Source organism: Candidatus Methylomirabilota bacterium (genome assembly GCA_028870115.1).
Classification (GTDB): domain Bacteria; phylum Methylomirabilota; class Methylomirabilia; order Methylomirabilales; family Methylomirabilaceae; genus Methylomirabilis.
Genome location: JAGWQH010000043.1, coordinates 1 through 22,030, shown reverse-complemented (window position 1 = coordinate 22,030; position 22,030 = coordinate 1). Strand labels below are relative to the sequence as shown.

At 58.9% G+C, this 22,030-nt stretch carries 19 protein-coding genes; 17 read left to right on the top strand and 2 right to left on the bottom strand.

All coding sequences use genetic code 11. The features are described from left to right. The first annotated feature begins 9 nt into the window (after window positions 1–9). The 6 genes from KGL31_04885 to KGL31_04860 all read left to right on the top strand — a co-directional run bounded on the left by KGL31_04885 (window position 10) and on the right by KGL31_04860 (window position 7,381). Window positions 10–1,182: a glycosyltransferase family 4 protein gene (locus tag KGL31_04885; GenBank protein MDE2321238.1), complete on the top strand. Its 1,173-nt coding sequence runs from the start codon at window positions 10–12 to the stop codon at window positions 1,180–1,182. Then, on the top strand, window positions 1,179–2,465 hold the full coding sequence (locus KGL31_04880) for a glycosyltransferase family 4 protein (protein MDE2321237.1): 1,287 nt from the start codon (window positions 1,179–1,181) through the stop codon (window positions 2,463–2,465). Before KGL31_04885 ends, KGL31_04880 begins: the two co-directional genes overlap by 4 nt. A gap of 80 nt (window positions 2,466–2,545) precedes the next feature. Further along, window positions 2,546–4,459 carry a tetratricopeptide repeat protein gene (locus tag KGL31_04875; protein MDE2321236.1) on the top strand — a complete coding sequence of 638 codons (1,914 nt, stop codon included), beginning with the start codon at window positions 2,546–2,548 and terminating at the stop codon, window positions 4,457–4,459. A 323-nt stretch (window positions 4,460–4,782) separates the two neighbouring features. Next, window positions 4,783–5,865 carry a hypothetical protein gene (locus KGL31_04870; protein MDE2321235.1) on the top strand — a complete coding sequence of 361 codons (1,083 nt, stop codon included), beginning with the start codon at window positions 4,783–4,785 and terminating at the stop codon, window positions 5,863–5,865. Continuing rightward, the gene (locus KGL31_04865; GenBank protein MDE2321234.1) at window positions 5,837–6,322 is read left to right on the top strand and encodes a hypothetical protein; all 486 of its coding nucleotides are present in this window, start codon (window positions 5,837–5,839) and stop codon (window positions 6,320–6,322) included. Before KGL31_04870 ends, KGL31_04865 begins: the two co-directional genes overlap by 29 nt. A 165-nt stretch (window positions 6,323–6,487) precedes the next feature. Beyond that, window positions 6,488–7,381 (top strand): hypothetical protein, encoded by an 894-nt coding sequence (locus KGL31_04860; GenBank protein MDE2321233.1) that lies wholly within the window; start codon window positions 6,488–6,490, stop codon window positions 7,379–7,381. Window positions 7,382–7,768: 387 nt separating this feature from the next. On the opposite strand, the gene KGL31_04855 is transcribed toward KGL31_04860, so the two are convergent. Then, complete coding sequence (locus KGL31_04855) at window positions 7,769–9,103, bottom strand: exo-alpha-sialidase (protein MDE2321232.1); 1,335 nt, start codon at window positions 9,101–9,103, stop codon at window positions 7,769–7,771. 305 nt (window positions 9,104–9,408) lie between these two features. Between KGL31_04855 and KGL31_04850 the strand changes: the two genes are divergently transcribed. The 6 genes from KGL31_04850 (at window position 9,409) to KGL31_04825 (ending at window position 16,266) form a co-directional block, all read left to right on the top strand. Beyond that, complete coding sequence (locus KGL31_04850; protein MDE2321231.1) at window positions 9,409–10,557, top strand: VCBS repeat-containing protein; 1,149 nt, start codon at window positions 9,409–9,411, stop codon at window positions 10,555–10,557. 120 nt (window positions 10,558–10,677) lie between these two features. Then, on the top strand, window positions 10,678–11,652 hold the full coding sequence (locus KGL31_04845) for a glycosyltransferase family 2 protein (protein ID MDE2321230.1): 975 nt from the start codon (window positions 10,678–10,680) through the stop codon (window positions 11,650–11,652). After that, on the top strand, window positions 11,649–12,380 hold the full coding sequence (locus KGL31_04840) for a WbqC family protein (protein MDE2321229.1): 732 nt from the start codon (window positions 11,649–11,651) through the stop codon (window positions 12,378–12,380). Before KGL31_04845 ends, KGL31_04840 begins: the two co-directional genes overlap by 4 nt. Before the next feature lie 23 nt (window positions 12,381–12,403). Beyond that, complete coding sequence (locus tag KGL31_04835; protein ID MDE2321228.1) at window positions 12,404–13,429, top strand: GDP-mannose 4,6-dehydratase; 1,026 nt, start codon at window positions 12,404–12,406, stop codon at window positions 13,427–13,429. After that, window positions 13,360–15,483, top strand: a complete 2,124-nt coding sequence (locus KGL31_04830; protein MDE2321227.1) for a glycosyltransferase family 39 protein — start codon at window positions 13,360–13,362, stop codon at window positions 15,481–15,483. The genes KGL31_04835 and KGL31_04830 overlap by 70 nt, the downstream gene beginning before the upstream one ends. 9 nt (window positions 15,484–15,492) lie before the next feature. Beyond that, a complete protein-coding gene (locus tag KGL31_04825; GenBank protein MDE2321226.1) occupies window positions 15,493–16,266 on the top strand; it encodes a glycosyltransferase family 2 protein in 774 nt (257 codons plus the stop codon). Here KGL31_04825 and KGL31_04820 read toward each other — a convergent pair. Then, window positions 16,242–16,949 carry a methyltransferase domain-containing protein gene (locus KGL31_04820; protein ID MDE2321225.1) on the bottom strand — a complete coding sequence of 236 codons (708 nt, stop codon included), beginning with the start codon at window positions 16,947–16,949 and terminating at the stop codon, window positions 16,242–16,244. The genes KGL31_04825 and KGL31_04820 overlap by 25 nt on opposite strands. Before the next feature lie 100 nt (window positions 16,950–17,049). Between KGL31_04820 and KGL31_04815 the strand changes: the two genes are divergently transcribed. From KGL31_04815 to KGL31_04795, 5 genes are all read left to right on the top strand, one after another. Further along, a complete protein-coding gene (locus KGL31_04815) occupies window positions 17,050–18,093 on the top strand; it encodes a FemAB family PEP-CTERM system-associated protein (GenBank protein ID MDE2321224.1) in 1,044 nt (347 codons plus the stop codon). Between the two features lie 19 nt (window positions 18,094–18,112). Then, complete coding sequence (locus tag KGL31_04810; GenBank protein ID MDE2321223.1) at window positions 18,113–18,763, top strand: GNAT family N-acetyltransferase; 651 nt, start codon at window positions 18,113–18,115, stop codon at window positions 18,761–18,763. Beyond that, the gene (locus KGL31_04805) at window positions 18,732–19,568 is read left to right on the top strand and encodes a ChbG/HpnK family deacetylase (protein ID MDE2321222.1); all 837 of its coding nucleotides are present in this window, start codon (window positions 18,732–18,734) and stop codon (window positions 19,566–19,568) included. The genes KGL31_04810 and KGL31_04805 overlap by 32 nt, the downstream gene beginning before the upstream one ends. Next, the gene (locus KGL31_04800; GenBank protein ID MDE2321221.1) at window positions 19,561–20,757 is read left to right on the top strand and encodes a DegT/DnrJ/EryC1/StrS aminotransferase family protein; all 1,197 of its coding nucleotides are present in this window, start codon (window positions 19,561–19,563) and stop codon (window positions 20,755–20,757) included. Before KGL31_04805 ends, KGL31_04800 begins: the two co-directional genes overlap by 8 nt. 32 nt (window positions 20,758–20,789) lie before the next feature. Next, window positions 20,790–22,030 (top strand): hypothetical protein (locus KGL31_04795; GenBank protein MDE2321220.1); only part of this gene is annotated, 1,241 nt, incomplete at its 3' end.

Below are 22,030 nucleotides of genomic sequence, written 5' to 3'. Positions count from 1 at the left end.
ATGGAGCGTTTGAGGATCATCGTCAGCACGCCGGATGTGCCGGATCCGTTCGGCCCCACATCGGCCCGGTGGTACTACGGGCTGCTGAAGGAGTTGGCCGAGCGGGGGCACCGCGTGACGTGCCTCTCGTTCTTCTCAAAGGCCCACGAGGCTGAGCGGGCCATGTCCTTCCTGGGAAGCACAGGCCTTGAGCTGAAGCTGTATCCTTCTATTTTCCGAGATCGGCATTCACCCTTACGACGGCATGGAGGACGGCTGGGCCAGTTCCTCCGCAATGCGGCTCCCGGGTACTCCCGTCTCATCCCGAGCGGCCTGGAGCGGGACCTGGACCGGCTGCTCTGCGCCGGCTACGATCTCATTCATCTCGAGGATCTGTGGCTGGGCTATTTGGGGACGGACCGGGACCGCGCGCTCCTGTCGATCCATTGGCTGGCCTCCATCGATCTACAGCACCCTTCGCCTGGACGGCGCCTGCTCGCCAGGCTGCAGGAGAAAGGGGAGCGGCGGGTGATGCAGCGCTTTCGCGCGATCAGGGTGTTAACCGGAAGCGACGGGGAACGGGTCAAGGCGCTCCACCCTGAGGCCGAGGTTTTTGTCGTCCCCTTCGCCATCGATCCAAGCCTGTATGAGTTCATGCCTCGCCTCCCTCGAACCCGGACGGTAGGGCTCATCGGGTCGATGTACTTTCGGCCCTGCCGCCTGGCGGCGATACACCTGATCAGATCGGTGTGGCCCCGGGTGAGGAGGGCGATTCCGGATGCCGAGCTCCTGATCGCCGGCTGGGAAGCGCGACGGCATCTCGCCACATTTCTTCGCGAGCCCGGCGTCACCATCCTTGACGACCTGCCTCATCCCCGGCGGCTTTTCGAACAGGTGCAGGCTTTCGCCTATCCTCTTCCGTTCGGGAGTGGGATGAAGGTGAAGGTGTTGGAGTCGATGGCCTATGGGGTCCCCGTCGTCACGACGACAGACGGTATCGAAGGGATCGAGGTCGAAGACGGCATTCACGCCTTCGTCGCTGCCGACGATCAGGTTATGGCGGAGCGCCTGATTGAACTCCTCAGGTACCCGGCGCTGGGAGAGGCCATGGGTCGGGCGTCGCGGTCTTTGATCGAAGAGCGCTATTCGCCCAGGCCGGTGGTAGACCGCCTCGAACGGGTGTATGAACGGATCGCCGGATGAAGGTCGCCCAGATCTGCCACGTCTATCTTCCCCACATCGGGGGCACCGAACTGCACGTGTACAACTTGGTCAGGGATTTGGCGCGTGCCGGCCACACCGTCGAGGTGTTGACGACCGATATGGAGACGGCGCTCTCCGCCGACGAGATCAACCGCTTCCCGGCGAAGCGGTTCAACGCGTTTCCGGTGCTGTTTCGGAATCCGTTTCCGGTGGGCCTGGCAAGGTATCTCACCCGCCATCGCTACGATCTCATCCACGTCCACTCCCCCTGGCTGTGGCCGAGCATCATCGGGTCTTTGCTGAAGCGCACGGCAAGGCTTGTCGTGACCTCTCACGGTCTGTATCCGACCGTCTCGTCCCGGAGCACGCAGATCGCATTGAGACTCTCCAAGCCCTTGGCGGCGGTCGTGTTCCGGCGGGCCGACGCGGTGATCGCCCTTTCAGCGAGCGAGCGTGAGCGGCTCATATCGTTCTTTCAGGTGAGACCGGAGAAGGTGCACGTCGTCGCACCGACCGGTGTGGAGCCAAGAGAACGGGAACCGGGGGTGGAACGGGGAATCCGGAGCCGGTATCAACTCGATGGATCACGGGTCGTCCTCTTCACAGGAAGGATCATCCCCGAGAAGCACCCGGACGTGCTCCTGGACGCGTTGCCGCTTCTGAGGCAACGAATCCCCGCCGTGAAACTTCTTTTTGTCGGCCCCGTCGACCCCCGGTATCAACACGTGCTGCTCGGGAGGATTGACCCGACGCTGCGGTCGGAGGTGGTCTTCGCCGGGGCCTTCGATCCTGTGGTGGATCGCGCGATCTTGCATGGCTTTTACGCCATCGCTGACGCCTTCGTCGCCCTCGGCGCCTGGGAGGGCCTGCCGACGCGACTCCTTGAGGCGATGGCGCATCGCGTCCCGTGCGTCGCGTTTCGGGCGGGTGGGGTCACAGACCTCATCCAGGACCGGCTGGAGGGGCTCTTACTGGAGAAATTGGATCCGGGGGATCTGGCGGCGAAGCTGTTCGAGGTTCTCGTGGATCAGGATCTGAAGGCTTCCTTAACAGGGAACGCCTTCGAGAAGGTGATGGGGGAGTATCGCAGGCCGGCGCTCTTTCAGCGGATCCTCGACATCTACTGTAGTGTCTCACACATACCTTTACAATCCGTTCGTGGTGAGCCCGCTTCGACAGGGCTCAGCGCAGGCTTCAACATCCCAGCCGTTCGTCCTGAGCTTGTCGAAGGAGAACGGCGGGCTCAGGACAGGTTTGTCGAACCCATGAACGGAACCCATTAAAATACTTCTCCCTTCGACAGGCTCAGGGTGAACGGAATGTGTCAAGAAGCGAAACAAGCATTGGATAAACTACACAAGGCATGAAAGATCGGGTGGCCGGAAAGAAGACAAAGAGGGTAGAAAGGGTAGAGGCGAGTCACTATCCGTTCGGATGGCTCCTCCCCGTCGGGATCGCCCTCCTGGCTGGGGTCGTGGTCTATTCAAACACCTTCTCCGTCCCCTTCGTCTTTGACGATTTCGATACCATTGTCGCCGACCCGCGTATCCGCGTGATCCAGAACATGCGCGACCTGCCGAAAATTGCCTTCCATTTCACAAGCATCGGGGCCTTCCTCAGCCGTTCCGTCCTCTTCGCCAGTTTTGCCGTGAACCACGCTCTCGGCGGTGTAGACCCCACAGGGTATCATATCGTGAATCTTCTCCTCCATCTGGTTGTCGTGCTGTGTACCTTCCTCCTGGCCAGACAACTGCTTGAAGCTCTCACGCCGGGGGATCAAATGGTCGGCCTGGTCGCCACGACGGCGGCCCTCACCCAGGCGATCCATCCGATCTTTACGGAAGCTGTGGTCTTTATTTCCGGTCGCTCATCGGTGCTGTGCGCCGCTTTCTACCTTGGGAGTGTGTTGGCGTTCGGTGAAGGGGAACGTGTCGCCTCCCAACGGCGGAAGTGGGGCTGGTACCTGCTTTCCGCTATTTCCGGTATTCTGGCCTTTGGTTCGAAACAGGAGGCGGCGACCTTGCCGGTGATGCTGCTCCTGTACTCGCTGGTTTTTCAGCACCGGGAAGAGGGGATCAGGGGGTGGGCCCGGAGGAACTGGCCCCTTCTCGTCGGGGTGGGCCTCGCGGCTGCGATCTTTCTCTTCTACTCCTGGGGAATGGTTGTCGAACCCCACCCGGATGGCACATTGTCGCGGCCAAGACTCCACCATGGTCAGCAACTCCCACGGCTTCAGTACTTCCTGACCCAGCTTCAGGTGATCCCTTTTTATTACCTTCGCCTGTTCCTCTTTCCCGTTGGCCTCAACATCGATCCCGATATCCCGCCGGCCCCAGGTTGGTTGGACGTGCAGACAGTGCTCGGCGCCCTCATCCTGATTGGGCTTACCGTTGCCGGCGTCCTCACTCTTCGAAAAGCCCCGATGCTCGCCTTCGCCATCGGCTGGTTCCTGATCGCTCCCATACCGTCCTCGAGTATCGTGCCGCTCCTTGATGTGGCGGCCGAGCATCGGGTCTATCTCGCAGGCGTCGGCTTCGCCCTCTTTGTCGGCTGGTTGAGTGGATGGCTGGCCGAAAAGTATGGAAAGGTCCAGGTCGGTGTCATCGTCGGGATCGTGGCGATGGCCTGGGGGCTGGGGACCATTCAGCGGAACACCGTCTGGCAGGACGAGCGCGCCCTCTGGCTCGACGCGGCGACGAAATCCCCGCAGAAATCGCGGCCCCACCTCAACCTGGCGATCGCGTACCTCAATCATGACCAGACGGCGTTGGCTATCGAGGAGGCCAGACGGGGTGTGGAGCTGCAGCCGGACTACGCTGCTTTCAGAGTCCTCGGGTCGGCATATCTGGACGCAGGACGCATCGAGGAGGCGGTCTCGACCCTGGAGAAAGCCTTGGAACTCAACCCGGATGGGCTCCAGGCCAGGCTCTCCTTGGCAAGGGCCTATGCGAGACAGGGGCGCTACGACCTCGCGCTGGCCAGATATCAGGAACTCCTGCAGCGGGCGCCGACGAACGCAAAGCTTCATGTGGAATCGGGAGCCGTCTTCCTGCGGGCTGGACGTAAGCAGGAGGCGATCGCCCTGTATCGGAAGGCCCTGGAACTTAACCCGCGCTGGGCCGAGCCGTTCTTGACGTTGGCTGCTCTTCTCGAAGCGGATGGCCGCGTTCCAGAGGCGATCGGTATCCTCGAAGACTACCTCCGCTTGAATCCAACGGCCCCCGAGGGCGAGCAGGTTCGCCAGGCCCTTGCCAAGCTCCCCGACCGGAAGTCGTGACTCGATCTCCTGATGGCCAAAAAAGCGGACGGCAAAAAAGACTTGACAAACGGTGGTTCAATCGACTATTAAACTTAAGAATCTGGTATCGATGTTCGAGCCGGCGCGTTACGTGACACGCTGCAAGCGGCGCAGAGATCGCCTTTTTGTCGTTTGCAGCCAACTTAGTCCAGACGATAGCTGTGGCTGCGATGGCGCTCTGGTGGCTAAGGGGTACGAGCGTGAAAGGAGGAACCATTTCACGCCGTTCAACACGAGCTATCTGGCTGGCAGTTAGCGACTCGTCATTGTTCGCCGGCGACTGAGTGAATATGGGAGAAGCGATGGGTCAGTGCTGTTGTGCCGTTATCAGCCGGCGGACCTTCCTGAGGGCAATGGGGGTTGGGGCGATCGCTCTGGCTCTCCCGAACCCTGTTTTTGGAGAAAGCCCTCAAGAAGCGGCCAGAAGGCTCATCGAACGGTATGCGGCCGATCGCCAAGAGCCGTGGCTTGTGATGCACGGAGTCCGAGCGTTGGGTCGTGGCTTCTCCCTGGGTGATGTAAGCGCGGTGGATTATCTCCTGACGAACGACGTCAGGGCGAAGGACATAAACGGAACGCCGTATCTCTATGTGCCCCGCGAGGTCGAGGGCCACACCAGTGTGGCCTTGAAGACCCTCCTGGAGGCTGGGGTGCCACGCGAAAAGGATATACGGGTCGAGGGCGGTCGCTATCACCTGAACGACCTGGCAGAAGGGGCGAAAGCGCTCCTCACCTTCGATCCGAGGAGTTTTGACAAGGACGACCTTGCTTGGTCGCTCATCGCCTTCTCCGAGCTTCGAGCCGAGGAGTGGACGAATGCCTATGGTCAGAAGGTTCGGCTGAAGGACCTCGTCGCCTTCGGGTTTGAGACCATCGAGGAGGCGACTCGGGGGATGGGGCCTTACGCCGCAGGGAATCGGCCGCTTCCGCAGAAGTTCCCCATCCACCGCTTCACCTGCGGTGGGACCCATTCGGCCTACAGCCTGGTCGCGGCGGCCAGACACGGCTATGCCGGGGCGTACCGCCGAACCCTTCAGGAGCAACTCGATCTCATGGTCTATCGGCTGTGGGCGGACGTCGATCTGATCGATCGCTTCTATGCGGGGTTGCCGTCAGGCCCGTGGGAGGAGGCGAACCGGCTGGAAGCGAAGCTGAAGTTTACAGGCCATGCCTTCGAGGTCCTCCATTATGCGAAGCGGCACGCCATTTTCACTCCGACCTCGGCCCAAAAGGCTCGGATGGAGGAAGGTCTGGCCGCCCTCTACCGGATCTTCTCGGCCGTGGCGGCCCTCGATCTGAAGATGGTGAAGGTCCGGGATCGGTCGCTCTATTCGCTTTTCATCGGCGATCTCTGTCATGCGTATCGTGGGGTGCGCCTTGCATAAGAACGGTTGGGCGACACGCCCAACGCCTGCGCGAACCGACGGCAGCGGTTTCGGGCTCGCCCGAATCGGGACAATCGCCCTCCTTCTCTTTATTGTGATCTCCCCGACTTGGGCCGAGGAGTCGAACGGCGAGGCGGCCCTTCGGGAACGGGCCACCGCCTATTGGGAGGCGCAACTTCACAACGACTGGCCCACCATCTGGAGCCTGCTCGCTCCCAAGGATCGGTGGCAGGTCCCCCCAAAAGATACGAAGCGAGAAAGCCCCCTCCGCTATCTTTCATACCGGATCGAGAAGGTGACAGTGGATGGGGAGGAGGGGCGGGTCACGGTCGAGACTGAGATCCAGCTCCTCGCCGTCGAGTCTCGAAAGGGTGGGGTTGTGAAGCACGTCCTGGAGGAGCCGTGGGTCAGGGTTGATGGAGCTTGGTACCGGCGGTATCAGACTAAAGGCCGGTGATTTTTCCCTTGACAAAGGTAGGAGCGGTAGAGTACAAAAAGCGCTAATCAATCACGATCGAGAAAGGAGGTGGCTTACAGAAGAGTCGTACCTGGAGAGCTGGGGAGAGAGAAAGCCGGAATATCAGGATGAGTCGCCTATCACCCTCTGAAGAAGGAGATAACAGTGAAGAAGACGATGAAATGGAAGTTCGGAGTTGTTCTCTCGCTGGCCCTGCTTGTGGGGTTCGGCGCCTTGGGCGTACGGTCGGCAGCGGCTGCCCCGTGGGATGTGTTTGACCTCGATTCCAAGCTCTACGTTCCTTACTACCGGGCCGATGCAAATACCATCACACTGTTGGTCGTTGAGAACCCGTTTGGCCCCGGGGCGGTGCCCAACATCCGGTTCTACGATCAAGACTGTAAATTCATCAGGGACCTTCACCCGCCACTCACGACGGCTGATGTGGACTTTTTTAGCGTGAATAAAGTATTGGAGCCCGCCACCGGTGAGGGAGGCATCCTTATCAATGCGAACGCTGGCGCCGCCACCCCTGGGCTGTCCGCTGAGACGATCGTGATCGACCTAGTGGCGGGAACGCTCACCCGGTTCCACCACATCAACCAGCAAGACGGTGCCGGGATATGGAACGTCTTTGCAGACACCTGGACTGGGGCTTACTTCGATGCGAACGGTGTTGACAACGAGCTGTATCTGTTCTGCCCGAAGAAAAAGTCCGCCACAGAGACACAGAACCGACTGGGTGACGACCTTATTGCTTTGGCAGACTCCCCGGTCAACGATCCCACCAAGTTCTCGGCAGGGGTGGACCTCTTCGTTTTCGACGCTGACGAGAACCTGATTATCACGGTACCCGTGCCCTGCACGTGCGTGACCCGTGCCCTTCTCGAAGCCTACACTACCCAGGTGAATGGACGAGATGGTCGGATCGTGGTCACGTCAATCTATACGGGAGGCGATGACGAGGATTTCATTGCCTTCATGAAGACGCAGATCAAGGGGACCAACTTCGTGTTCAGCGGTTACATGTTCAGCAGTTACGGCGACCGCACACGGTAAGCGCTTGTTGTGGCAAGGCAAAGCCGAGGGAGGGGCAATATCCCCTCCCTCGGCTTTTCTTTTGGTGTCTGAGATCAGGGGTACATCAGCTTGTGGGTCTATATTCAGCAAGGCTGGAGTCGAAAAGGGAAGGGAAAAGCGCTGATTCGGAGAGCGGCAAGCTTGTCCTGAGCGAAGCCGAAGGACGCCTTCAACGACTCCGTCCTTCGACAGGCTCAGGGCGAACGGAATATGTCAAGAAGCGTCGGATACACTACACTAGCGCTTGATTGCAATAATACACGTTACGTCATTCCCGCAGGTCTTAAGCGGGAATCAATTGATTTTCCTGGATACCCGCTTTCGCGGGTATGACGATCAATGCGCACGGACTTTCGCAATGAGACACTAGGGAGCAAGAAGGGTCGCCACGATCCTCTGCTTTCCCGGTTGGCTGATCTCGGTAACGAGGAAGGTCCGGCCTTTAGCGAGCAGGAGGTGAGGCCGTGTGGCAGAGACGGCTGCCGGTTCCGGAATGGGCTGGGGCTGCCAGCTCTTTGCGAAATCAGGGGAGACAGATGCCTGGAGTCGGGACGCTCCACCCGCCTTTTCTTCCCAGACGGCGGCGATCCGGCCGGTGGGGTCGAGGACCAGATGGGGGGACCTGGATGGGGTGCCGCCCGGCTCTCCGGTGTCGAGTCGAATCTCCTTCGACCAGCTCTTCCCGAAATCGGACGACACGGTGAGGTAGATGTCTGAAGCCCCGGCCCGCTGGTCCTCCCAGACCAGCGCCGCCTTTCCCGTCGATGAGAGGGCCAGTTGGGGATTTATAGCCGGTGTCTCGCCCGGCGTTGTCGTTCGTGGTCGAATCTCCTTCGACCAGCTCTTCCCGAAATCGGACGAGACAACGGTGAAAATGTCTGGGAGTTCGACGGTCTCCGCCCAACTGATCATAATGTGGCCCTTCTGGTCGGCGGCCAGCGTCGGGGCTCCGGCGACTATTCCGGGTCGGTCGAGCTTTGTGGTCTGCCAGTTCTTTCCGCCGTCGGCGGTCGTTGCGACGAAGAGGGGAGTCCGCCTCTCCTTGACCTCCTGCCAGGCGACGACGAGCCGGCCGGGACCGGCGGTAGCGAGCTGAGGCATGGTGGCCATTCCTGAGCCGTCGTCCAGCGCAACCGGGGCGGACCAGCTCTTCCCGAAGTCTGGTGAGGTGACGACGAGGACGCGGGTCCCTTTAATCTGCCGGACTGAGAGCCCGCGCTCGTGCTCGTACCAGACGACGACAGCCTGTCCCTTGTCGTCGAGGCGGAGTTGGGGCTGGTACCCGTCACCCGTGTTGAGCGGCTTCGGTTCCGACCAGCTCTTCCCGAAGTCTGGTGAGGTGACGACGAGGACGGCCTTCAGTTCCCCCTTCACCCGGTTCCGCCACACGAGCAAAAGATGCCCTTTGCCGTCGGCGGCAAGCTGTGGACCTGACGCCTGGGCCCCTTCCGGGACCCCCAGATCGAGCCGGCGATCCGGCTCCCAGGTCTTCCCTTCGTCGGTCGAGCGGGTGAACATAAGGACTTGGCTCTTTTCTCTCGTCTCTACCCAGGCGAGGTAGAGGGGGCCGTTTGGATCGGCTGCCATGACCGGATCCCTCGCCTGGATCGAAGAGTCCTCCGGGCGGGGGCGCTGAAACGTGAAGCCGGATCCGGCGATGAGGATCAGGATGCAAGCCAATCCGAGCAGACGGTGTCTCATGATCTCCTCCTTCTCGTGGGTTCTTGTTGGCCTACCGGTGGGCAAGTCGTGAGTTGCTGGTGTATGTCGTTCAAACGCTGGCGAATGCCTTCGATCAGCGTAGCCAGCTCGGCGCCTGTCCTGCAAGCTTCTGCTCGTGCTTCGACAGGCTCAGCACGAACGGAAAAAGTCAGTGTTCGCAATAGATATACCGTTCACCCTGAGCCTGTCGAAGGGTATATGAAGGTTTACAGAACAGGCGCATCGCGGGTGTTCGTGATGACGGCACCCTACCATACCCGATTCTTCCCGTCAAGCCGATGACGATGATGAAGCGAGCTGCAACAATAAGGTGGCGGATCGGCTGCGCACTGGTGAGTCTTGTGCTTTTTGCGTTGCCGCTTCATGCGGAAGAGATCCCTTCTCTCCGGTTTATTAAGGCATCGTCGGGGCTTCCCGACTCGGAACCTCAGGGCTCTGAGGGCGGCTGGACGGGGCTCGCCTTCGGCGATGTGAATGGCGACGGCAGGCCCGATCTGGCGGCGGTCGCGCGAAAGGGGGACGGGGCGCATGTCTTCCTGCGTGAAGGGGAAAGCTGGCGGGAGGCTTCGACCGGGCTGCTTCGCCATTTCAGCGGCCGGTGGGGGGTTAGGTTTGCCGATATCAACGGCGATGGCCGGCTGGACCTTGTCACCTCTGGCGGGGAGGTCTTCCTGGGCGACGGGAAAGGGAACTGGAGGCTTGCCGCGCAGCTTCCCTTTGAGGGTGAGGACGTGGCGATAGGCGACGTTAACCACGATGGCCGGCCGGACTTGGCCATCATCGGCCATCTTTCAGGCGGGATTCGAGTCTTCCTGCAGGACGGTAAGGGGGGGTGGGTCGAGACCTCCCAGGGGCTTCCTACCCGGGAAGGTGGCCACAAACTCACGTTTGTCGATGTGAACAAAGACGGCCATCTCGATCTCGTTGGAACTGTCTCGTATGAGCTGGGAGTGTGGCTGGGGGATGGGAAGGGGCATTGGAGGAAGGCGGCCGAGGGCCTCCCCCGGGCCAACTGCTGGGGCATCGCCGTGGCCGATCTGGACCAAGACGGCTACCCGGATCTCGTTGTCGGCTGCTTGGACCCAGAGGGGATTCATGTCTTCCTCGGCGACGGGAAGGGAAGCTGGCGGCCCTTGGCGACAAAAGGTCTACCCCGCTCCGGGTTATACCTGGACGTGGCGCTTGCCGATTTCAACGGTGATGGACGCTTGGATCTCATTGCCGGGAGCTATGATGGCCGGATTCAGGTCTTCTTCGGGGATGGAAAGGGAGACTTCACGGAGGTGCAGGTGGTGGGTCTCCCGGCCAAAGTCGGGCGACCGGAGACCATCGTTGTCGGCGATCGGGACGGCGACGGCCTCCGCGACCTCGGGATCGCCGCCTACCAGGGCGGAGTGCAGGTCTGGCGGACCGCCGGCGCCGTTCGACGTTGATACCAGCTTTCGCCCTTGACCGCTTTTCTTCAAGCCTGATATAGTGAAACCCGGTATTGTTGGCCGGTTCGGTCCGATTCACACACGCGCAATGGGGGTCAAGGGCAAAAAGTGTTCGCGGTGTCGAAGTCCATAGGCAGCGCGATCGCACTTTCCGTCGTCGTTCCTGTCTTCAACGAGGAAGCGAACCTCTCGGAGCTGTACGAGCGGCTCACCAAGACGCTGGACGGGCTGGGATCCTCCTATGAAATCATTTTCGTTGACGATGGGTGTACGGACGGGAGCTCTCAGCGACTTCGCGAACTGGCTGCCGGCGATCCTCGCGTCCGGGCCGTGAGGTTTGTCAGGAACTTTGGCCAACACGCCGCGCTGTCGGCCGGGATCGAGCGAAGTCGCGGCGACATTGTCATTTTGATGGACGCCGATCTTCAGTCCGATCCCGAAGAAGTGCCCAGATTCATTTCGAAGATCGGTGAGGGGTGCGATCTGGTCACCGGATGGCGGGCTGATCGGCAGGACTTAGGAATCGCTCGGCGGATCGGTTCCGCCGTAATGAACAAGTTGGTGAGCTTGTCCACGGGCGCGACCCTCCACGATCACGGTTGTGGGTTTCGCGCGATGACGCGGCGGGTGGCCCAGGAGATCAATCGGTCCGGGGACTTGCGGCGATTTTTGGCGGTGCGGCTTGTCACCGCGGCCCATGCGGTTGGAGAAGTGCCTATTGCCAACCATGCGCGGCGGCGCGGGCAGTCGAAGTATACGCCCTTTCGGCTGCTCGCCTTGACCTTCGAGCTTCTGCTCGTCGTTTCAGCCGGCTCCTTTCGCATCATTGGATGCGCGGGTATCCTGGGCGCCCTTGTGGGTGGTCTCGTGGCTTGTGGCGCCCTTCTGGGTCGGCTCGCCTTCGGAATGGTCGTCGGCCCTTTCGTCCTGGTCGCCATTCTTTTCCTCGTGCTGGGCGGTGTTCAGTTTACGATCCTTGGTCTTCTCGGCGAATTCGTCGTCCGGGGCTATCACGCCGCTCAAGCGTTGCCCTTTTACGTGGTCGAGGAGGAAATCGGGGGTGCTGCTGGGGCAAAGGCGGGGTTGGGATGAGGCTAGGGGCGGTACAACCGGGCTATCTGCCTTGGTTGGGCTTTTTCGATCAGATAGCCTGCTGTGATGTCTTCATCCTGTACGACGATCTGCCCTATAGCCGGCACAGTTGGCGAAACCGAAACAAGATCAAGACTCCTCATGGATGGGGCTGGCTCACTGTTCCGGTGGTGAACCGCGGGTTGTGCAGTAAGAGCATTCGCGAGGTCGAGATCAGCAGCCAGAGCCATTGGGGGCGCGGCCATTGGAACCAGATCCGCCAGTGCTACGCCCGTGCTCCCTATTTTCAGGCACATGAGGCCTTCTTTGCGACGCTGTACGAGCGTTCGTGGCGATATCTGGCGGACCTCGATCTTGAGATCATCTTCTATCTGCTCGGCGTCCTGGGGATTGAGACGAAGATCCTCATCTCGTCACAGGAGGGGTTGGAGCGCGACTACCGTAGTGCGCAGCCAGGGGGGAAAGATCCCGCGGGACGAGTCGCCTTCCTGTGCCGGCGATTAGGGGCGCAACGCTTTTTGGAGGGAGCCGTAGGTCGGTCGTACATCGATCCGTCCCGCCTGGAGTCGTTAGGGATTACCCTTGAGTTTCACGATTACCGGCATCCCTCGTACTATCAGTTGTATGGTTCGTTTATTCCGTACCTTTCGGTGATCGATCTCCTGTTTAACCATGGGCCTGACAGTCTCGACATCTTGACCGGCCAGAGGGCGGTCGCGCTGCCCTGAGGGGAGCGACGGGAAGGAGCTGTATTGTGAAAAGGATCTTAATCACGGGAGGCGCCGGCTTCATCGGGAGCCGGTTCGCCGCCCATCTCATGGAGCACTATCCAGAGTATCGCCTGATCGTCCTGGACGCCCTCACGTATGCGGGGAGTCTGGACAACTTCCCGGAAGCCTTTCACAACCATCCCCGATTTCGGTTCTGCTACGGCAACATCCGAAATGGGGCTATCGTAGAGGAGCTGGTGGCCGAGGCGGATGCTGTCGTTCACTTCGCAGCGGAGACCCATGTTCCGCGTTCGCTCTCTGATACCGTCACCTTCTTTGAGACTGACGTGCTGGGTACCCAGGCCGTCGTGAGCGCGGTCCTGAAGCGGCAGATCGAGCGGTTTGTCCATATCTCGAGCTCCGAGGTGTATGGGACGGCGACCTCTACCCCCATGACCGAGGATCATCCTCTCAACCCGACCACCCCCTATGCCAGCGCCAAGGCCGGCGCCGACCGATTGGTCTACTCGTACTATAGGTCGTACGGTCTCCCCTGCGTAATCCTGCGACCCTTCAATACCTACGGGCCTCATCAACACCTGGAGAAAGCGATCCCCCGCTTCATCACGAACGCCCTCATGGATGAACCGTTAATCATCCATGGGGATGGGAGCTTCTCCAGGGACTGGGTGTACGTAGAAGATCTCTGCCGCGCCCTGGATCTGGCGCTGCATGCGGATCTGCAGACTGTTGCCGGGGAGACGATCAACCTGGGGACCGGGAGCGATACTCCGGTTCTGACCGTGGCCGAGCGAATCTTACAGATGCTGGGAAAGCCTCGCTCCCTCCTGTGCTTTGCCCAGGACCGGCCGGGCCAGGTCAGACAACATCTCGGCTCGACAGCAAAAGCCGCTCAGGTCCTGGGCTGGAAGGCGGAGACCGATGTGGAGGTCGGCCTCGAGCGGACTATCCGCTGGTATGCCGAGCATCAAGAGTGGTGGCGGCAGCGGCTCTGGATGCGCTCCGTGACCGTCACGGATCCTGCCGGGAAGACGTCCACGTATTGAGTCAGGGTCTCGGTGTAATTCGGGATATGGCGAAGTGGGAGAAGTGGCTACTGGTGGGCATCCTTGCCTTGTCGGCTGGGGTTCGCCTCACGGGCCTCGACCTAGGCTGGTTTATGATGGATCAAGCTCGGGATGCCACTGAGGCCCTCAAGATCGCCAAAGGACAGAATTTTCCGATCGTCGGCCCCATTGCCCGCAATCTCTATGCCCTCGGTCCGCTTTACTACTACGTGATCGCTGCGCCATTTTGGTTGAGCAGCGACCCGTGGGTGGTCGTCCTTTTCATCAACCTTTTGAACCTCGTCTCCGTCTATCTCGCCTGGCGAATAGGACGTGAATTCTTCAGTCCAACTGCAGGCCTTGTGGCGGCTGCCCTGTACGGTGTCTTCCCCATGGCTGTCGTGAGTTCTAAGGGGCTCTGGAATCCCGGGCTTATCCCCTTTTTCACAGTGATCTTCTTTTACGCTCTCTACTCCTATCTTATCGCAGGAAGGGCGTGGGGGTTGACCGTAGCCATCATGGCGCTCGGTTGTCTCCTTCAGATTCATCTGAGCGCTCTCGCCTTAGGCCTCGTCCTTCTCCTCTCACTCCTGCTGTTCAGGCAGTCATTCGCATGGCGTCATGCCCTCGCTGGCCTGGCTTTCGTTGTGATCCTTTTTGTGCCCTATTTCGTTTTTGAGGCGCAGCGAGACTTTCAAGCCTTCCCTGACGCCTTTCGATTTATCGGACAGGATAGCCAAGTGGTGGCTCGGGAATCTCAGCTTGAGATGCCATGGAAGGCTCTTCAGGGTCCTTTCAACATCGCGGTACGCATGGCTCAGGGCTTCTCATCAGCCCGGGCTCCCTTTTTCACGCCTGTTCAACGCCTGGAGCTGGCCCTCTTCGTTGGCGGTTTCTTCTGGGTGTTTCTTTCCACGATACGCCGCTGGCGGCAAGATGGGGCGGTTCCAAGAGCTGAAGGGCTCTTGCTGCTGTGGATTGTCGTGTCCGTCTCCGTGCTCATCCAGAAAAAGCAGGCTTTGGCGTGGTACTACTTTGATCTGCTCTATCCTGCCCAGTTTCTGGTCATTGGGATTGTCACGGACCGGGCCCTTCAGGCAACTGCCCGGAAAGGATTCACCCGTCTTGTCCAGCGGGTCGCCTCGTGGTCGGTAGCCCTCGTCGTCGGCCTAATCGTCTTTACCCAGATCTTCTTTCTGGCTGCCCTCCGCCGGGAGGTCCTCAGTGTCGGATCTCTGCGCCTGCCCACGGAGATTATGCTTCGGTTTCCAGACCCGTTGTGGTTTATTCAGGAAAGAGGCTTTTTGGAGATCATGGCTATGAAGTACAAACGGGCTCTTACGGAGGCGATCCTTGCCGACTCCCCTTTGGACGAAGCTGCCTTTCACGGACAAATCCATGGGTCGGCCTTTGAGGACCTGCTTGAGGACAGGGGCTTCTTTTTCCATATCCTTCGGCGAGGAGAGACCAAAGGGGGAACTGAGGCTCATTACGCGGTCCTGAGAGAGCGGGACTGGCCCGGCAGCATTGAAGGAGCATTCCGCAAGATTGGGCCATTCTGGCTTGTGAAATACCAACCGTCAATCCGGTCCAGTTTCTGGAAGAATTCGGATCGACCAGGCCCTGGCTGGTTCGATAGGACGTTCGATGACTCTACATGGACTGCTAAACCCCTGCCAGCTCGAAACCTGCCCGATCGATCAGTATACGCTCAAACGCCTCTCAGCTCCTGGGGAGGCTCTCCTATCTACTGCCGGGGCTGGATTGAGGCGAACGGTATGATTGATGACCTTCATCTCATCCTGGCTCTCCGTGATCTTCCATTGAAGGCGAGCCGGCACGGAATCGAGGCGCTGTATCTGAACGGGCGGCGAATTGAACCCATCGCGTCTCGATCGTATCTCACCCCAGTGACGAGGAGTACTGAGGTGGTGTACGAGGTGGGTCCTTCTCTGAACAGGGGACTCAACTTGATTGCGTTCGAGGTGGCAGGGGGCTACCCTGATTTCGACCTGGATGTCTACGAGGTTAGGTGGCGACCGGAGAAGGGATAGGAACCAGACATGCGCCCGGACATTTCGTTGGTGATCGCCTCCTACAATAGTGTGAGGGAGATTAAGGAAAGCCTCCGTCGGCTTCAGGCCTACTTTGAAAAGCAGCCGTATTCCCACGAGATTATCATCGTCGACGATGGGAGCAGCGATCACACTGAGGCGACTCTTGGCGACTTCTCGCTACGCTATCCGGAACTGAAGGTACTGGGCAATAGTCGAAACATGGGGAAAGGATATTCGATCAAGAAGGGGGTCCTGGAGGCGAAAGGCCGGTTCATCCTCTATACAGACGCTGACTTGGCCTACCCAATCGAGGGGATCGAGGCCTTCCTTCTGCCGCTGTGGATGAAGTCCCATGATGTTATTGTTGGTTCTCGGGTTCACGCCGCGTCCCTGTTTTACCTTCACCCTCGCTATTTCCGCTACGTGTACAAGCGACACCTGATGAGCCGATTCTTCAATTGGGTGGTCCGCGCTATACTGGGAATTCGCGCGGTGGACACCCAATGTGGCCTTAAGGGATTTACAGCGGAGGCGGCGAAGGCGATCTTCTCGCGGGTCGACATTTGCGGTTTCGCGTTTGACGTGGAGGTGCTGTTGATCGCGCAACGCCTTGGACTCCGGATTACGGAAATTCCGGTGACGTTCGCCTACAGTGGGGAAGTGAGCAGCGTCAAGCTCGTCAAGAACGCGTACCAGGCTTTTCGGGATCTGATCACGATCTATCGCCGGGATCGACAGGGCAGGTATCGGGGCGATCAGGATTTTTCGCACAGGGCGTAGAGGAGATTTCCGCCGGCCCGGCTCTTCTTCAGCTCCCAGCGGTAAAGGCGCTCCGCCCATCGGTCGGAGAAGATGGCGACAAAGGGGGAGAGGTGATTAAAGGTCCCCATTCTCCGAATGGTGAAGCGCGCCTGAGTAAGGGTCTTTGCCAACGTTCGACGATGGTATTTGGAAATGTGCTCTCCGCCGGCCATCTCAGGCGCCAGACGGAGGTTGTCGGCCAGGAGCTCTATGACGAACCACAAGCTTCGGTAGTTGGGGGTTGTGATAAGAAGTTGTCCTTTTGGCTTGAGGATCCGATAGAGTTGGCTCAAGACTTGCGGGATGATCCGCTGCTCAAGATGCTCAATAACCTCCATAAAGAAGATCGTTTCGAATGTGTGGTCAGCAAAGGGGAGTTGCGTGAGATCGGCCTGAATGTAAGTGCCGCGGCCCCTTCGGGCGGCGAAGGCTAAGCGGGCGTGGTTGATGTCGCAACCAACGGCCACCCGGCAATACGGGACCAGTTCAGAAATGAGGTTTCCCGCACCACAGCCCGCATCCATCACGTAATCTTCAGGTGAGATGTCTGTCAGATGAAAGAGCCGGAGCTTGTTGAGATGCCATCGTTTCCTCACAGGGTTGGCGCTTGTAAGGGCGTAATACTGCCCGCTCCCTTCGGGATCGTAATCGGCTCGCTTCATTTACCAATAAGTGTAATTGATTCTGCCATCCGACGCAAACACGGAGACTGTGAAGTTGCCTCATGAAGCGGGTTTCGGCTCACCCGGGGGAAAATCGGTCGTGCCTGAAGGAACGGCGATAGATGTGGCCTTGTTGGCCCCGGACCAGGAGAAGGCCTGGGAGGACTTCGTTGAAGCCTCCTCTCATGCGACCTTTGCCCACCTCCTCGGGTGGCGGAACATGGTGGAGAAGACATATCACCATACGCCTTTCTACCTCATGGCCCAAGAGCGCGGGCGAGTTGTCGGACTTCTACCGCTCTTCCTCATCGAAAGTCGGATCTTCGGGCGGTTCATGGTGACGGCGCCATATCTCTCCTACGGAGGCCTGATAGCTGATGACGCGGAGGCGTCTCGATCTTTGGTCGAGAAAGCCAGGGAGCTGGCTATTGAGCAGAGGGTCGAATATCTGGAAATCCGTGGATCACGCCGGATCGATCAGGGCCTTATCCTGAAGGACAAGTACTGCACCTTTGTTTTGTCGCTTTGCCGTGGCCCCAAGGCTCTGTGGTCGAGGCTCGAAGGAAGGGCTCGGAAGGCCGTCAGAAAGGCAATGTACTCAGGCCTCATGGTTGAGAGAGGCCATTCACTGGTGGAGGCTTTCGCCGGCCTGGTCAGCCGGCACATGAGGGATCTGGGTACGCCGTTTCACCGAGCTATCTTTTACCGAAATATCCTTGCGGAGTTTCAGAATCAATCGGAGATCCTGATGGTCAGTCATAGGGGGCGACCTATCGGGGGAGTGCTGCTGGTCACCTCGAAGGACACAGTCTTCCCGCTCTATGGAGGAGCCCTCATTGAATCCAGGGCTTTTTCTCCCATGAGCCTGCTCATCTGGGAGACCATTCTATTTGGTTGCGAGCGCGGCCTTGCCTATCTCGATTTCGGCCGAAGCCGGTGGGATTCCGGGACCTTTTTCTTCAAGCGGCAATGGGGAGCCCAGCCTTTCCCGCTTTTCTACGAATATCATTTCGCCGATGGAATCCGGATGCCCGATATGGACCCGACAAACCCGAGTTTCCATGTCGCCGTCGCCATCTGGAAGCGGCTGCCGGCTTTCATGGCAAGAGCACTTGGACCTGCTATTATCAGGGATATCCCATAGACCCTTGAGGGATGGGTCGATGGCTGAAGGAATCATTCGGCACCCCTCGGTGCGAGACCGAGACATTGATGCGCTGGTCGATATCTATACCGAGTGCTTCCCCGACCGTACCGAGGAGGTCTTTGGGGGAGTTCATCGACGGACCTTCATTGCCGATTACTTACGTTTTTACCTTTCATGGGATCCTGAGAACAATTGGGTGTATGGATTGGATGAGAAGATCCTTGGCTTTGTCATCGGCCCGTGTCGTGACATGCGGGCCGGGACTATCTTCGTCCACTGCCAGGTGTTGCGTTGGCTTTGGCATTTTGCGACCGGGAGATACGGCTTGCCACTTCATATCGTCAAGCTGTATCTCGAATCTGGCATCGCGTTCAATCGCGACCCGGCAATCAGGAGGCTTTGGGGAAGGCCTTACATCCATATATTTGCCGTCACGCCCAGCGCTCAAGGGATGGGTATCGGCTCGACGCTGATACAGTGGACCTTGGATCAGTATAGGAAACGAGGTGTCGATTTCTGTTGGCTGGTCGTTCAGGGGAAGAACCAGAGAGGATTCAAATTTTATGAGAGGTTCGGGTTCCGATTCCACGAGAAAATAGCCAACGGTGACGTCATCATGGTTTGGAGAGATGTGCATGAAGCGAAGGGCCATTGTCAACGGCGATGACCTTGGACTGAGCCCGGGCATCAATAAAGGTATTGTCGAGGCGTATCGGGATGGAATTCTGACAAGCGCCTCGTTGATGGCCACAGGAGAAGCTTTCGATGAGGCGGTGACCCTGGTCCGGGAGCATCCCGGGCTATCAGTCGGTATCCACCTCACGCTTGTGGAAGGGATTCCTGCCCTCTCTCCTCAAAAGATTCCTTCATTGGTGGGATCGGATGGACGGTTTCATGGGTCATTGGGTGCGTTTGCCATGAAATGGTTGACAGGTCGAATCAGGCTTGAAGAAGTTCAGTTGGAGTTCCAGGCCCAAATCGAGAGGGTCTTGGATTATGGGATTAACATCGAAAAGCTCGACAGCCACATGCATCTGCACCTCTTGCCGAGGATTATCCAGACTGTTCTGGCTATGGCCAAGCGTTACGGTATCAAAGACGTACGCCTTCCCAAGGGACGTTTCGTTGATGTGGGCTTGAGGCGGAGCCTCATTCCTTTACTGTCCGCTTCCCACAGTCGGCGGGTAGCCATAGCGGGGCTTGCCTCTTCCGATCGATTCGCCGGCATCACGGAGAGTGGACGGCTGACCGAGCGCAGCCTCATGCGAATCCTCGAGGGTCTGCAGCAAGGTGTCACAGAGGTGATGGTGCATCCCGGCTATCGGGATGCGGTCCTCGACAAATGGCCCAAGTCGCGCCTTTACGATCGAGAGGGGGAGCTCAACGCTCTCATCTCGCCCCGGATCAAGGCCCTCATCGAGGAACTGGGAATCGCTCTAATCAACTACCGGGAGGTTTGTCGGCATGTCTGAAGCGCTTGCCCTACACGGCGGAACGCCAGTGCGGACGGAATTCCTGCCCTTTCACCGCCCGTGGATCGAGGAGGCGGCCATCAAGTCGGTGGCCGAGGTCCTGGAGTCGGGATGGATCACGCGAGGACCAAGGACCGAGGAGTTTGAGGAAGCCTTCAGGAGGTATATCGGCTGCCGGAATGCTATTGGACTTAACTCCTGCACGGCCGGACTTCACCTCTCCCTGGCTGCTCTCGGCATTGGGCCTGGAGACGAGGTCATCACCTCGCCCATTACCTTCCCTGCGACAGCCAACGTGATCATCCATCAGGGGGCGCGGCCTGTCTTCGCCGATGTCGAAGAGGAGACGTTGAATCTTGATCCCCGGAATGTCGAGGAGAAGATCACATCGCGGACCAGGGCCATTATTCCCGTTCATTTTGCAGGCCACCCGTGCCAGATGGATGCCATCCTGGATATTGCCGAACGACATCGTCTTGCCGTCATCGAGGATGCTGCCCATGCGATTGAGGCATCGTATCGTGGCCGAAAGATCGGGACCATCGGCCTCTTCACTGCCTTCAGCTTTTATGCCACCAAGAATCTGACGACGGGAGAGGGGGGGATGCTCACAACGACGGATGAGGAGTTGGCCGAGAAGGTCCGTGTCTTGAGCCTGCACGGCATCAGTCATGATGCCTGGAAACGGTACGCCAAAGAGGGCTCTCAACACTGGGAAGCGGTGTATCCCGGCTACAAGTATAATATGTTCGACCTCCAGGGGGCGCTTGGTCTTCGGCAATTAGAGCGAGTAGAGGAGTGGTGGCGAATCCGCCGAGCCTACGTTCAGCGGTATCGCGCAGGTCTGGGGGAGATCCCTGGACTTGTTCTGTTGGGGGAAAGGGCCGATGTGAGGCACGCCTATCATCTTCTTGTGATCATTGTGCGGACGGAGAGGCTGAAGGCAGATCGCGACACCATCATGGCGGCTCTGAGAGCGGAGAATATCGGTGTCGGGCTCCATTTCCGCGCCTTACACCTTCACCCCTATTATCGACAGGCTGTTGGCTTCAAGCCTGGCGATCTCGCTACCGCTGAACGGGCCTCAGAGCGGGTCCTCTCCCTTCCGCTGTATCCCAAAATGACAGAGCAGGATGTGTCGGATGTGATCGAGGCGGTGAGGAAGGTCATGTCCTTCTACTCTCGCTGACACGACGCCCGGCGCAGGGGTCGAGATCTCGTATGGAGTTTGTGCTGGCACTCGCCTGGATTCTTCTGGTAGCTGGCGGCCTCCTGTTCTATTCAGGGTTTGGGGTGACATGGCTCCTTTCATATGAACGGATCCGGGGTGAAGAGCTGCTGATTGCGCCCTTCGCCGGCCTCTCCCTGATTGTCATTGTGGGGTATTGGTGCGGTGGGGCAGGGTGGTCCGCCGGCGTAGCGCTTATCATCACCCTAATCCTCTCGACATGTTTCAACCTGCTTGCCCTCATTTATCAAAAGCGAATCCCCCTGGCAGTTAAGGACCATTTCTTCTCCTTTGCCCTCGCCTTGCTCGCCCTGGTTGTTGCCGTCTATCCCATGTGGCGGTCAGGAAGACTCGGGCCACTCGGGTCAAATGGCGACCAGGTCTTGTATGCCAATGTGACGGCATATCTGGAATCCAGCGGCTTGCCCACTCCTCCCCCTTTTCCATCGAAGCCGGCTGTCGTACAGCTTTCCTTTGTTAACTGGGGGACTCCCCTTGGGTTCAACTACGTTCACGCCTTCGTCAATAAGCTCTCAGGGACCGAGCCTCACGAGACCTTTTCCCTGATCACCGCTCTCTGCATCGGTCTGGCCGTCCTAGCCTATCGATTTTCAGCCGGATGCGTCTTTGGTATGGGCCGGCAAGGAGCCTTGCTGGCCGCCCTCTTGGCCGCCGCCAGCCCCACTTTGATGTGGATCCATTATAACGATTATGGTATGCACGTCATGAGCCTAAGCCTTATCCCCGTCGCCCTTGGTTTGGGGGTTCTTGCGCTGAGGGAGAAGAACCGAAAGGCCCTCTTTCTTTCGGCTCTTACCCTTTCCGCAGCCTTCACCAGCTATCCCCTTGGGGCTGCTCCATTCGCTGTTGCGCCCCTTGTCGTGTATGGCCTGTTCTTACATCTCCTGAAGAGGCAACCCTTGACTCTGACCTTATGGCGGGCCGGTGGGCTGGGCATGCTCATGGTTCTCTTGAACCTACCCGGGGTCCTGCATGCAGGTAAATTTATCCTGCCTATGTTGGGGTTTATCAGGGCGAAGGAGTTCGGGGATGTGGATTCGTTCATCCCATGGGCAGAAGTCTATGGGCTTTCCCACCATGCCTTTCAGGAATTCGTGTCTCCCATTCTTTCCGTTCCCCATGTGCTTTCTATCATTCTCACCTCGATCGCGTTCCTCGTCACTCTCTTCGGGATGTGGAGGGCCAAGGATGATGGAAGGCTCCTCTTCCTTTC